The 12524-nt window shown below is 73.6% G+C and carries 11 protein-coding genes; 9 read left to right on the top strand and 2 right to left on the bottom strand.

Features of this window, described 5'->3' with window-relative positions:
• Positions 1 to 19: 19 nt before the first annotated feature.
• The 5 genes from dhaL to CG740_RS01535 all read left to right on the top strand — a co-directional run bounded on the left by dhaL (position 20) and on the right by CG740_RS01535 (position 4428).
• On the top strand, positions 20 to 616 hold the full coding sequence (gene dhaL, locus CG740_RS01555; RefSeq protein ID WP_100573033.1) for a dihydroxyacetone kinase subunit DhaL: 597 nt from the start codon (positions 20 to 22) through the stop codon (positions 614 to 616).
• Positions 613 to 1026, top strand: a complete 414-nt coding sequence (locus CG740_RS01550) for a PTS-dependent dihydroxyacetone kinase phosphotransferase subunit DhaM (RefSeq protein WP_100573032.1) — start codon at positions 613 to 615, stop codon at positions 1024 to 1026. Before dhaL ends, CG740_RS01550 begins: the two co-directional genes overlap by 4 nt.
• Before the next feature lie 162 nt (positions 1027 to 1188).
• Positions 1189 to 3210 carry an NADPH-dependent 2,4-dienoyl-CoA reductase gene (locus tag CG740_RS01545; RefSeq protein ID WP_100573031.1) on the top strand — a complete coding sequence of 674 codons (2022 nt, stop codon included), beginning with the start codon at positions 1189 to 1191 and terminating at the stop codon, positions 3208 to 3210.
• Between the two features lie 90 nt (positions 3211 to 3300).
• A complete protein-coding gene (locus CG740_RS01540) occupies positions 3301 to 3852 on the top strand; it encodes a PadR family transcriptional regulator (protein WP_100573030.1) in 552 nt (183 codons plus the stop codon).
• A gap of 141 nt (positions 3853 to 3993) precedes the next feature.
• Positions 3994 to 4428 (top strand): MarR family winged helix-turn-helix transcriptional regulator, encoded by a 435-nt coding sequence (locus CG740_RS01535; protein WP_100573029.1) that lies wholly within the window; start codon positions 3994 to 3996, stop codon positions 4426 to 4428.
• Positions 4429 to 4464: 36 nt separating this feature from the next.
• On the opposite strand, the gene CG740_RS01530 is transcribed toward CG740_RS01535, so the two are convergent.
• A complete protein-coding gene (locus CG740_RS01530) occupies positions 4465 to 5028 on the bottom strand; it encodes a helix-turn-helix domain-containing protein (protein WP_100573028.1) in 564 nt (187 codons plus the stop codon).
• Between the two features lie 134 nt (positions 5029 to 5162).
• On the opposite strand from CG740_RS01530, the gene CG740_RS01525 reads away from it, so the two are divergent.
• From CG740_RS01525 to CG740_RS01515, 3 genes are all read left to right on the top strand, one after another.
• Entirely contained in the window at positions 5163 to 6299 is a 1137-nt protein-coding gene (locus CG740_RS01525; RefSeq protein WP_100573027.1) for an aryl-sulfate sulfotransferase, read from the top strand.
• A 65-nt stretch (positions 6300 to 6364) separates the two neighbouring features.
• Positions 6365 to 7696 carry a uracil-xanthine permease family protein gene (locus tag CG740_RS01520; protein WP_234375986.1) on the top strand — a complete coding sequence of 444 codons (1332 nt, stop codon included), beginning with the start codon at positions 6365 to 6367 and terminating at the stop codon, positions 7694 to 7696.
• Complete coding sequence (locus CG740_RS01515) at positions 7696 to 9687, top strand: potassium channel family protein (protein ID WP_389375297.1); 1992 nt, start codon at positions 7696 to 7698, stop codon at positions 9685 to 9687. Before CG740_RS01520 ends, CG740_RS01515 begins: the two co-directional genes overlap by 1 nt.
• 126 nt (positions 9688 to 9813) lie before the next feature.
• On the opposite strand, the gene lysA is transcribed toward CG740_RS01515, so the two are convergent.
• Positions 9814 to 11154: a diaminopimelate decarboxylase gene (gene lysA / locus CG740_RS01510; protein WP_100573024.1), complete on the bottom strand. Its 1341-nt coding sequence runs from the start codon at positions 11152 to 11154 to the stop codon at positions 9814 to 9816.
• 557 nt (positions 11155 to 11711) lie between these two features.
• Here lysA and CG740_RS01505 point away from each other — a divergent pair.
• The gene (locus tag CG740_RS01505; RefSeq protein WP_100573023.1) at positions 11712 to 12515 is read left to right on the top strand and encodes a GNAT family N-acetyltransferase; all 804 of its coding nucleotides are present in this window, start codon (positions 11712 to 11714) and stop codon (positions 12513 to 12515) included.
• Positions 12516 to 12524 lie beyond the last annotated feature (9 nt).

The following is a 12524-nucleotide window of genomic DNA, read 5'->3' as shown; positions in this document are numbered from 1 at the left end:
GATGTCTGAGGGAGGACCTGTGCTCGACGCCGCGTTCATGCGCCGCTGGATGTCCGCCACCGCCGCCGCGGTGGACCGGGAGGCATCCCGGCTGACCGATCTCGACTCGGCGATCGGCGACGCCGACCACGGGGCCAATCTGCAGCGCGGCTTCCGGGCCGTGACAGCGGTGCTCGACAAGGAGGCGCCGGACACCCCGGGAGCCGTACTCGCCCTCGCCGGGCGGCAGTTGATCTCCACGGTCGGCGGCGCCTCGGGGCCGCTGTACGGGACGCTCCTGCGCCGCACCGGCAAGGCGCTCGGGGAGGCGGCCGAGGTGAGCCGGGAGCAGTTGGCCGAGGCGCTCGGCGCCGGGGTCACGGCGGTGGCGCAGCTGGGCGGCGCGGCGGCCGGGGACAAGACGATGCTGGACGCGCTGCTGCCCGCCGTCGAGGCGCTGGGCGAGTCTTTCGCGGCGGCGGCCGAGGCGGCCGGGGGCGGGGCGCTCGCGACGGTGCCGCTGATCGCCCGCAAGGGGCGGGCCAGCTATCTCGGGGAGCGCTCGGTGGGCCACCAGGATCCCGGGGCGACCTCGTCCGCCCTGCTGATCGGCGCACTGGCCGAGGCCGCCGCGTGAGCGGGCAGGCCCCCCTGGTCGGGGTGGTCCTGGTGTCGCACAGCGCGGCGGTCGCGGCGGCCGTCGCGGAGCTGGCCGTGGGCCTGGCCGGGGGCGGCGCCACCGCGCCCGTCGCGCCGGCCGGCGGGCTGCCCGACGGGGGGCTCGGCACCAGCGAGGAACTCATCGTGCGGGCGGCCGGGTCCGTGGACCGCGGCGCGGGTGTGGCCGTCCTGGTGGACCTGGGCAGCGCGGTCCTCACGGTGAAGGCGCTGCTCGCCGAGGGCGACGAACTCCCGGACGGGACAAGGCTGTTGGACGCCCCCTTCGTGGAGGGTGCGGTGGCCGCGGTGGTCAGCGCCTCGGCCGGGGCGGATCTGGACGCGGTGCGGGCCGCGGCGGAGGAGGCGTACGGGTACCGGAAGGTCTGAGGGGGCGGCGGCACACGGGCACCGGAAGGCGGCCCCGTGCGGGATCTCTGCGTGCGGTCTCTTCGGGTGTGAGCGGCACCTCAGTGTTATGCAACTTGTTGCATAACCGGGGGGTGCTGGTCTACAACGGGTGGCGACGACATCCCACCCGGAGGCGCCCCCATGACCGCGTACCCCCATCTGCTGAGCCCCCTGGACCTCGGGTTCACCACGCTGCCCAACCGGGTGCTGATGGGCTCGATGCACGTCGGTCTCGAAGAGGCCGAGAACGGCTTCGAGCGGATGGCCGCGTTCTACGCCGAGCGGGCCCGCGGCGGGGTCGGCCTCATGGTCACCGGCGGCATCGCCCCGAACGACGCGGGGCGGCCCTACCCCGGCGGCGCCCGGCTGACCACCGAGGCGGAGGCCGCCGAGCACCGGGTGGTCACCGAGGCGGTGCACCGCGAGGGCGGCCGGATCGCGATGCAGATCCTGCACTTCGGCCGGTACGCCTACCACGAGGACCTGGTCGCACCCAGTGCCCTCCAGGCGCCCATCAGCCCGTATGTGCCGAACGCCCTGAGCGACGACGAGGTCGAGCGGACCGTCGAGGACTTCGTCCGGGCGGCGGGCCTCGCCAGGTCGGCCGGCTACGACGGCGTCGAGATCATGGGCTCCGAGGGCTATCTGATCAACGAGTTCATCGCGGGCGCCACCAATCGGCGCACCGACCGCTGGGGCGGCTCCTACGAGAACCGGATGCGCTTCCCGGTCGAGATCGTGCGCCGCACCCGCGAGCGCCTCGGCCCGGATTTCATCATCATCTACCGGCTCTCGATGCTGGACCTCGTGCCCGGCGGCTCCACCTTCGACGAGGTCACCGCTCTCGCGCAGGCCATCGAGGCGGCCGGGGCGACCATCATCAACACCGGCATCGGCTGGCACGAGGCGCGCATCCCGACCATCGCGACCTCGGTGCCCCGGGGCGCCTACACCTGGGTGACGAAGAAGCTGATGGGGTCGGTGTCGATCCCGCTGATCACCAGCAACCGCATCAACACCCCCGAGGTGGCGGAGCAGTTGCTGGCCGAGGGGCGGGCGGACATGGTGTCGATGGCGCGCCCCTTCCTCGCCGACCCCGAGTTCGTGGCCAAGGCGGGCGCGGGCCGCCCCGAGACCATCAACACCTGCATCGGCTGCAACCAGGCCTGCCTCGACCACACCTTCAGCGGGAAGATCACCTCCTGCCTGGTGAACCCGCGCGCCTGCCACGAGACCGAGCTGGTCCTGGCCCCCACCAAGCTGCGCAAGCGCCTGGCCGTGGTCGGCGCGGGGCCCGCCGGGCTCGCCTTCGCCGTGTCGGCGGCCGGACGCGGCCACGCCGTCACCCTGTTCGACGCGGCCGACCGGATCGGCGGCCAGCTGAACATCGCCAAGCGGGTGCCCGGCAAGGAGGAGTTCGACGAGACCCTTCGCTACTACCGCACCCAGCTCGAACTGCTGGGCGTGGACGTGGAGTTGAACACCGAGGTGAGCGCCGCCGACCTGATCCCGGGCGGCTGGGACGAGATCGTGATCGCGACCGGCGTCACCCCGCGCGCCCCCGGGATCCCGGGCTCGGACCACCCGAGCGTGGTCACCTATCTCGACGTCCTGCGCGACGGGGCCCCGGTGGGCGAGCGGGTCGCGGTCGTCGGCGCGGGCGGCATCGGTTTCGATGTGGCCGAGTTCCTCACCGACGGCGGGGACGCGGCGAGCCTGGACGCCGAGACGTACTTCCGGCAGTGGGGCGTCGACACCACCTACGGCGAGCGCGGCGGGCTGCGTGCGGCGGAGCGGCCCAAGCCGCCGCGCCAGGTGCACCTGCTCCAGCGCAAGACGACCAAGGTCGGCGCCGGGCTCGGCAAGACGACCGGCTGGATCCACCGCACCGAACTCAAGCACCGCGGCGTGACCATGGTGCCGGGCGTGCGCTACGACCGCATCGACGACGAGGGCCTGCACATCACCGTGGACGGCACCTCCACCGTGCTCCCCGTCGACACGGTCGTGCTGTGCACGGGTCAGGAACCGCGACGCGGCCTGTACGAGGAGCTGAGCGCGGCCGGCGCGACCGTGCACCTGATCGGCGGCGCGGACGTGGCCGCCGAACTGGACGCCAAGCGCGCCATCGACCAGGGCACCCGGCTCGCCGCGACGCTCTGAGGGGCCGGGCGCCGGGTTCGGGCCGCCCCCCGGATCGGCCCGAACCCGGCGATGCGGGCCCCCGGATCGGCCCGAACCTAGGATGCGGTCATGTCCCTGCCCCACGCGATCTTGACCGCACTGCTCGAAAAGCCCTCGTCGGGGCTTGAGCTGACGCGCCGCTTCGACAAGTCGATCGGCTACTTCTGGTCGGCCACGCACCAGCAGATCTATCGCGAGCTGGCGAAGCTGGAGCAGTCCGGCTTCATCCGGGCGCTGCCGGCCGAGGCGCCGGCGCGGGGCCAGAAGAAGGAGTACGAGGTACTGCCCGCGGGCCGTGCGGAGCTCACCGAGTGGGCGGCCGCCGCCCAGGACCCGAAGCCGATGCGCGACCCGCTGCTGCTGCGCATGCGGGCGGCGGCGGTGGTCGGGACGGGCGGACTGCGCGACGAGCTGGAGCGTCATCTGGCCCTGCACCGGGACAAGTTGACGATGTATCAGGGTATTGAGACCAAGGACTTCCCGCCCGAGCGCGACAGCGAGCGGGACCGGCTGCGGCATCTGGTGCTGCGCGGCGGCATCGAACTGGAGACGTTCTGGATCGGCTGGCTGACCGAGGCGCTCGACACCCTGGGCGAGGAGCCCGTGGATGCGCTCCCGTAGAGGCGTAGCCGGAGCCGCTCGCGCAGGGGCGGCTCCACCGGCAGGCGAGGCAGGCGGGCGGGCCGCCCGGCGTGGCGTTCCGCGCATCCATCGTGACGTTGTATTCTGCAACCGGTCCGTGGAGACGAAAGGGGATCAGTCGTGCTCAGCCGAGACCAGTCGGTCGTCACCATCCAGCGTGAGCTGACCGCGTTCGCCCGGCGCGCCCGGGCCGCCGCCGCCCGGATGCACCCGGAGCTCTCGCTCGTCTCGTTCACCCTGCTCTCCCACCTGGAGGACCAGCAGGGCTGCCGGGCGACCGATCTGGCGGCCTACTACATGCTCGACAAGTCGACGATCAGCCGGCAGATCGCGGCCCTGGAGAAGCTCGGCTTCATCGAGCGGATCAGCGATCCCGACGACCACCGCATCCAGCTGCTCCAGCTGACGGCGGCCGGCACCGCCAAACTCGCCGAGGCGGCGGAGCTGCGCCGCCAGGCCTTCCACGAGCGCCTCGCCGACTGGGCCCCGCAGGACCTCGACCGCTTCGCGGAATATCTGCTGCGCTACAACAGCCGTGCCGAAGGCGGCAGTTGAGAGCCAAGGCCTCTCCCCCATCGACCGCGGCGCCCCTCACGATCCCTCGACGTGGTCGGAGACGGCGACGACGAGGACCCGCGTACCGGGCAGCGTCGCCCGCCAGCGGTGGCGCACCCCGCCGGTGAGGTAGAGCGTGTCCCCCTTGGACAGGCTGTAGCCCCGCCCCTCCGCCTCGACCTCGGCCGCGCCGTCGGCCACGTACATCAACTCGTCGTTGTGGTGCAGGAATTCACGGTCCGCCGCACGCTCCCCGGTGAACTCCAGGGCATGCATCTGATGCCGGCCGCGCACCAGCGGGCGCACCCCGGCATCCGCGGAGAGGCCCGCGTCGTCGCCGGCCCGTACGACATCGACGGTCCGCTCGGTGGCGTCGGCGGCGGCCAGCAGTTCCACCGCGGTGGTGTTCAGGGCGTCCGCGATGCGCTGGAGCGAGCGCATGCTGGGGCGGGCCCGCTCGTTCTCGATCTGGCTGAGGAACGGGACCGAGAGGCCGCTGCGTTCCGCGACGGCCGCGAGCGTGAACTCCAGCCCCCGGCGCCGACGCCGGACCGCCTCGCCCAGGCGCGGCCCCGCACCCTTGTCACCTGCGTCGTTCATCGGCACCGCCCTCCCTGGGGATCACCTTACGCAGGGCCCGGAAGGTTTCGCACTCCCGTCACACCGCTGACACACAACGCCTCTACCTTCGAAGCTGTTTGAAGCCATCAAAGAAAGTTTGAAGGAGAGTCGTCGTGACCGCTCGTCCGACCGTCGTCGACCAGAACCAGCGCCGCCGCCGCGGCACCGGTCTCATCGCACTCGACCCGGGCGCGGCCTGCCCGGGCTTCACGCTCTACGCCCCGCTCACCTCGGACGGCGAGGTGTATCTGGTGGACCTGCGCGGCCAGGCCGTACACACCTGGCACCTCCCCTACCGGCCGGGGCGGCACGCCCGCATCCTCGGCAACGGGAACCTGGCGTACAACGGCGTGCTGCCGGGCCAGGAGGCGCTGTTCCCGATGTGGCACAAGTACCGGGGCGGCGTGATGCTGGAGGCCTCGCCGGACGGCACGGTCCTGCGCGAGCACCGAGACCCCCTCCAGCACCACGACGCCCACCACCTCGGCGACGGGCACGTCCTGTACACCGCGCTCGAACCCCTGCGCGGCGAGCGGGCCGCCGCCGTCCTCGGCGGGGTGGCGGGTTCCGAGGCCCCGGGGGACACGGTGTGGGCCGACACCATCAAGGAGGTCGGACCCGACGGCGCCGAGCTGTGGTCGTGGCGGGCCGCCGACCACCTCGACCGCGCCGAGTTCCCGCTGCACCCCGATTACGCCCGTGAGCACTGGCCGCTGATCAACAGCGTGACCCCGCTCGCCGACGGAAACGTCCTGGCCAGCCTGCGCAGCGTGTCCGCGGTGGTCGTCATCAGCCGGGACACCGGCGAGATCCTGTGGCGCACCGAGCCCGGCTCGGTCTCCCAGCAGCACCATCCCACCGAGCTGGCGAACGGCAACATCCTCGTCTTCGACAACGGCGTCTTCCGGCCGGGCCACGACGTGCCGTACTCGCGCGTCATCGAGATCGAGCGCGAGAGCCGCGCGGTGGTGTGGCAGTACCACGACCCGGCCCGCGAGTCGTTCTTCGCGCCGTTCATGGGATCGGCCCAGAGGCTGCCGGGCGGCAACACGCTCATCACCGACTCCCCGGCGGGGCGCCTCTTCGAGGTGACCCAAGAGGGCTATCTGTGCTGGGAGTTCGTGGTGCCGCAGTTCGGCGGCTACGAGGAGTCCGAGGTCCGCCGGCTCTTCCCCGCCGAGCCGAACGCGGTGTTCCGCGCCTACCGCTACACCCCCGAGCAGCTGCCCTGGCTGGCGGCCCGCCCATGACCTCCCCCGGTTCCCCGAACGCTCCGGAAGCCCCGAACTCCGTTGCGAGTGGCTCCCCTTGTGACGTGTCCCCCGTCGATGAGCGCATATCTCCGGCGCGACTCGGGCCGCTCGCCCTTCAGCATGTGCTCGCCATGGTCGCGGCCCCCGTGTCCACCGTCTTCCTCACGGCAGCTGCCCTGCGGCTGCCGCCGCCGACCACCGCCTCGCTGCTCAGCGCGGTGCTGGTGCTGTGCGGCGCCGGCTCGCTCCTCCAGTCGCTCGGCGTCTGGAAGTTCGGCGCGCGGCTGCCGTTCGTGATGCTGCCGGGCGGGGCGGCCGCGGCCCTGTTCCTCCAGATCGCCCGCGACCACGGCCCCGCGGTGGCCAGCGGCTCGGTGCTGCTCGCCGCCGCACTGCTGCTCGCCGTCCTGCCGCTGTACGCCCGGGTGGTACGGCTCTTCCCGCCGCTCGTGATGGGAGTGACCGTGCTCCTGATCGGCATCTCCATGGTCAAGGTCGCCGCCCAGCTCATCACCGGCCCCGGCGGAACGGCCGCCCCGCGCGCGGTCCTGCTCGCCGCGGTGACCGTGGCCGCGACGATCCTGGCCCACCTCGTGCTGCGCGGGGCGTGGCGGCGTACCGCCGTCCTCATCGGGATGGCGGTGGGCACGCTCGTCGCGGTGACCACGGGCCTCGGCGCGTTCACCCCGGCCGCCGGTTCGGGCTTCGCCCTGCCGGACCTCTTCCCCTACGGGGCCCCGCAGTTCGATCCGCTCGCGGCCCTGCCGCTCCTGGTGTTCAGCCTCACCACGCTGGCCGAGATCACCGGCCAGACCGTATTGAACAGCGAGACGGCGGGCCGCGCGCCCGACCCCGGACGGGATGTGCCGAGGGTGGCCCGCGCGGACGCGCTCGTGTCCCTCGTCGGCGCCCTCTTCGGCACGTCCCTGATGGTGACCAGTTCCGAGAACATCGGAATCGGCCGCCTGACCGGGGTGCGCAGCCGCTATGTGACGGCCGCGGCCGGTGGCCTGCTGGTCGTCGCCGGGCTGCTCTCCCCGCTGACGCGCCTGGTGGCCGGGCTGCCCACCGCGGTGGTCGGCGGCTCGGCGCTGGTCGTGTACGCGGTCATCGCCGTCATGGGCGTGGAGATGCTCGCCCGCTCCGACCTCGGGGAGCGCTCCAACTCCCTCGTCGCGGCCCTGGCGTTGGCGATCGGCCTGCTGCCGCTGCTCGCACCCGCCCTCTACGACGGGTTCCCCGGCTGGGTGCGCACGGTCGCGGGCAGTGGCGTGGTGGCGGGCACACTCGCCGCCGTGCTGCTGCACATTCTGTTCACAACAGCCGGGCGCGACAAGGCAGTTGTGGAGCCGGTGCCCCCGGGACCGGCGGGGCGTCGACGCGGCACCACCTGATGGGGCAAGGTCTGGGTGTGCCCTCACTACCTCAACAGCCGCTTCCGTCTCCGTCGAGACCCAGGCCGCCCGTCGGACACATGATCGTCAGCGGCGACGGCGCGCTGGCCCACCGGCTCGCCGGTGAACTGCGCGAGGTGTACGGGGAGCGGGTGATCCTCGTCGTTCCACCGGTCGACGGAACTCCCGCGTCCCGGCTCCCGGCAGGCGGCCGCACCAGGGCCTCCGCGCTGTTCGGCCGGGTGTCCTCGGTGATGCTGCGCACCCCGGCCACCGCCCCGGACGGGGCCGGCGACAACCGGCTCGTGGAGGCGGTGGAACCCAACGACGAGACGCTCGTGGAGGCCGGCATCGGTCAGGCCGCGGCCGTGGCGCTGGTCCACCGCGACGACGAGACGAACATCCGGGCCGCCCTCATCGCCCGGCGCCTCAATCCGCGCGTGCGGCTCGTGATCCGCCTCTACAACCGCAAACTCGGGCAATATCTCCAGGAGTTGCTCGACCAGGCCGCGGCCCTCACCACGCCCGGCCCGGACCCGGGCGCCCCGGAGGCCTCCACCACGGTCCTGTCCGACGCCGACACCGCGGCGCCCGCACTCGCCGCGACGGCGCTCGCGGGCACCAGCAAGGTCGTGCACGCCGACGGGGTGCTGCTGCGGGCGGGGCAGCGTCCGCCGCCGCGGCCCGGCGAGGTCACCGACCCCGGTCTGTGCACCCTGGCCCTTCTGTCGTCGACCACCAACGACCCCGCGGGGGCGGAGGGTTCGGACCGCAGCGGCTCGGAGGGGCCCCGGTTGCTGCCGGGCGAGCGCTCGATGGAGGAGGCCGCAAACCGCGGCCGGGTGGTCCTGGAGACCGTCACGTACACCGGGCCCGCCCAGTCGCCGGGCCGCCTCACCGATCTGAGCGCACCCCTGGGCAGGCTGTTCTCGCGGCGGCTCCGCTGGTCGCTGGCCGGGATCGTCGCCTCGGTGCTCGCACTCGCCGTCGCGACCTGCCTCACCACCGGCGCCGATCCCCTGCACGCCGCCTATCTGACGCTGCTCGACATCTTCGCCATCGACGACCCGGCCAAGGGCCAGCCGGTGGGGCGGCAGATCCTCCAACTCCTGTCCGGACTGGTGGGGTTGCTGCTCCTGCCGATTCTCGTGGCCGCCGTCCTCGAAGGCCTGGGTACCTTCCGCAACGCCTCCGCGCTGCCCCGGCCCCCGCGCGGGCTCTCGGGGCATGTGGTGCTGCTCGGCATGGGCAAGATCGGCGCGCGGGTCCTGGTGCGGCTGCGCGAACTCGACATCCCCGTGGTGTGCGTGGAAGCCGACCCGGAGGCCCGCGGCATAGCCCTCGCCAGGCGCCTTCGGGTCCCCACCGTCATCGGCGACGTCACCCAGGAGGGGCTCCTGGAGTCCGCCCGCATCCACCGGGCGCACGCGCTGCTCGCGCTGACCAGCTCGGACACCACCAACCTCGAAGCCGCGCTGTACGCCCGCTCGGTGAAGCCCGATCTGCGCGTGGTGATGCGCCTGTACGACGACGACTTCGCGACCGCCGTCCACCGCACCCTGCGTGCCGCGCACCCGGGGGCCCTCACGCGCAGCCGCAGCGTCTCGCACCTGGCGGCGCCGGCCTTCGCCAGCGCCATGATGGGTCGTCAGATCCTGGGCGCCATACCGGTGGAGCGCAAGGTGCTGCTCTTCGCGGCCGTCGATGTCGCGGGACATCCACAGCTGGAGGGGCATACGGTCGAGGAGGCGTTCCGCGAGGGGGCCTGGCGGGTCCTCGCGCTCGACACGTCCTCGCCGGGCGAGCGGGTGCCCGATCTGGGCGCCACCCGCCGCGGCCGTGCGGGCTCTCCCGGCGACCTGGTGTGGCAGGTGCCGCCCGGCTATGTGCTGCGGCCCGAGGACCGGGTGGTGCTCGCCGCGACCCGGCGCGGCCTGGCCGAACTCCTCGGCCGCCGCCCCGCCTCCCGGGTGGCGCAGCGACCGTCGTGAGGGCGGCGCACGGTCGGACGCCGAAGGCGGGGCGCGCCCCACTCCCGGTGCCGGAACCGGGCCGGCCGCCTCACACGCGGAACCGGGCCCGGCCGCCTCACACCCGGTGCCGCGACCGGGCCCGCCTCACAGCCCGACGTCGCGGCTGCGGAAGTCGTCGAGCGACTCGCGGCGCACCAGGAGCCGGGCGTGGCCGTCGGCGACGGCGACCACCGGGGGGCGTCCCACCATGTTGTAGCCGGACGCCATCGACAGCTGGTAGGCGCCGGCGACCGGCACGGCCAGCAGGTCCCCGGGGTGGATGTCGCCCGGCAGGTCCACCGCCGCGGCCAGGACGTCGCCCGCCTCGCAGTGCCGTCCCACGACGGTCGCCCTGCGGGGCTCGGCGGTCGCCGCCCGCCCGATGAGGCGGGGCGCGTACCGCACTCCGTACAGGGCGGGTCGCGGGTTGTCGCTCATCCCGCCGTCGACCGCGACGAAGAGGTTGTCGCCGGTGCGCTTGACCGCGAGCACCCGGTACAGCGCGACACCGGCCGGCCCCACCACGGCGCGGCCCGGCTCGACGAGCAGCCGGGGCACCGTGAGCGAGGCCGCCGCGCAGCTCTCGACGAGTTCGGTACGCATCCGGCGGGCCAGCGCCGTGATGTCCAGCGCGTCCTCGCCGGGGCGGTAGGCGACGCCGTGACCGCCGCCCATGTCCAGCTCGGGCAGCACCACGCCGTGGGTGTCGCGGATGCGGGCCATCAGGCCGACCATGCGGCGCACCGCCGACAGATAGGGCTTGACGGTGGTGATCTGTGAGCCCAAATGGCAGTGCAGGCCGGTCAGTTCGAGCTGCGGTTGCCCCAGGATGCGGGCGATGGCGTGCTGGGCATGGCCGTCGGTGAGGGAGAGGCCGAACTTCTGGTCGTCGGTGCCGGTACGGATCTTGTCGTGGCCGCCCGCGCTGATGCCGGGCACCACCCGGAGCATCACCTTCTGGTGGCCGCCCGGTCCGACCGCCGCCGCCAGCCGGGCGATCTCGGAGGGGCTGTCGATGACGATCCGCCCCACGCCGAGGCGCAGCGCGGCCTCGATGTCGTGCGGGGACTTGGCGTTGCCGTGCAGCACGATGCGGTCGGCCGGGAACCCGGCGGTGACGGCGAGTTCGAGTTCGCCGGCCGAGCACACATCGAGGCCGAGTCCCTCGTCCCGCACCCAGTGGGCGATGGCCCGGCACAGGAACGCCTTGGCGGCGTAGAGGACTTCGGCCTCGGGGAAGGCGCTGCGATAGGTGCGGCAGCGTTCGCGCACCTCGCCCTCGTCCAGCACATAGGCGGGTGTGCCGAAGCGTTCGGCGATCTCGGTGAGCGCGACGGCGCCCACCGCGAGTCCGCCGTGGCCGAGCCGGGAGGTGGAGGCCGGCCACACGGAAAGGTCGTCCGTGGTGTGGGCGGGGGCGGCGGCCGGCAGGTTCATGGTGGTCATGGCCAGGTGCTCCTTGTCGGGCGATCCACCGCGTGGGCCCGCCGGCGCGGCGTTCCCCGGGGTCGGGGTCGTCGCCGCACCGGCGGGCCGTGCCATGGATGCCTTCTGGAGGATCCGCGCGGTGGGTGGGGCGGCCCCGGCACGGGGAGGCGGGCCGGGGCACGTCGGCGACGCTACGCCCGGGCGCCCCGACCGCCCGGCGTCCTGACGCCACGCTGACGGGAAGCGGGCACACACTGACGCGATGCTGACGCCGGGGACGCCCGGGACCTGCTTTCCTTGCCTGCCAGGGCGCCGCGCGGTCCCGTCGGGGCCGTCTCCCCGGCGGGACCGCGCGGCGTGACGCACCGGATCCCGAGGAGGCCGCGCCCTTACCTCGCCGCGCACGGGGTACTCATCCCTCACGGCAAAGCACAAGCAAAGGCGGCCGCCCAACCGCAGCGCGCCGCACCGCACAGCCCGCACCGCACCCCCGTGCGCAGCACCTCGGACCCCTGCCTGCCGCACCGCTCGCCGGGCCCGGGGCCCGACCTCCCGCCACCGGAACGGAGCCCGACGTGATCGAACTCGCCTTACCCCAACTCGCCTCACTTGTGGCCCAGTTGGACGCCACGGAACCCGGCCCCTCGGCGCTGGCCGAGCACGTACTGACCACCGGGAACGGGCACGCCCTGGCCGACCGTGCCGGGCGTCCGCGCGTGCTCGCCCTGGACTGTGCGCGCCATGTGCTGCTGCGCGGCGACCCGGACTCCCTCGAACCGGGGGACCTCACACCGCTGGCCCATCGCCGCATCGACGCGCCCGCCTCGTTCCTGCCGTTCCTCGCCGACGCCTTCGACCAGGTGGTGCCGCGCGAGCGGATGGTCTATGTGCGCCAGCAACCCGCGGCTCCCCCGCGCCCGCCGCGTACCGTGACGATCCGTCCGCTCACCTCCTCGGACGCGCCCGCACTGGCCGCCCTTCCCGCCGACTCGGCCTGGATCCACGCGAGTTGGGGCGGGCCCTCCGGCCTCGCCCGGTCCGGGCACGCCTGGGGAGCCTTCCGCCAGGAGAGACTGCTGGCCCTCGCCTGCACGTACTTCCGGGGTGCCGCCTACGAGGACATCGCCGTGTTCACCGCTCCCGGCCGGCGCCACCAGCGGCTCGCCCCGCACTGCGTGCTGGCGCTGAGCCGCGACATCACGGCCCGGGGGCGCGGGGTGAGCTGGACCTGCTCCCGCCACGACCGGCCGAGCCGGCTGCTGGCCTGGACGGCCGGGTTCCGGCTGGTGCGCGAGTACGTGCACTACGCGAGCGGCGCGGCGGTCACGGACGGCGACCGTGCGCCGGACGAGTGCCGGGGCCCCGCCCGCGCCGGTTAGGCGGGGCCC

The sequence above is a fragment of the Streptomyces sp. CB01201 genome (assembly GCF_002803085.1).
Classification (GTDB): domain Bacteria; phylum Actinomycetota; class Actinomycetes; order Streptomycetales; family Streptomycetaceae; genus Streptomyces; species Streptomyces hundungensis.
The sequence above is the reverse complement of the archived record's forward strand: the minus strand, read 5'-3'. Positions and strand labels throughout refer to the sequence as shown.

Bases quoted from the DNA above. Each gene is read 5' to 3' on its own strand.
- lysA (WP_100573024.1), bottom strand. From the start codon at position 11,154: ATGACCACCATGAACCTGCCGGCCGCCGCCCCCGCCCACACCACGGAC.
- CG740_RS01545 (WP_100573031.1), top strand. From the start codon at position 1,189: ATGACCGCGTACCCCCATCTGCTGAGCCCCCTGGACCTCGGGTTCACC.
- CG740_RS01515 (WP_389375297.1), top strand. From the start codon at position 7,696: ATGGGGCAAGGTCTGGGTGTGCCCTCACTACCTCAACAGCCGCTTCCG.
- CG740_RS01530 (WP_100573028.1), bottom strand. From the start codon at position 5,028: ATGAACGACGCAGGTGACAAGGGTGCGGGGCCGCGCCTGGGCGAGGCG.
- CG740_RS01540 (WP_100573030.1), top strand. From the start codon at position 3,301: ATGTCCCTGCCCCACGCGATCTTGACCGCACTGCTCGAAAAGCCCTCG.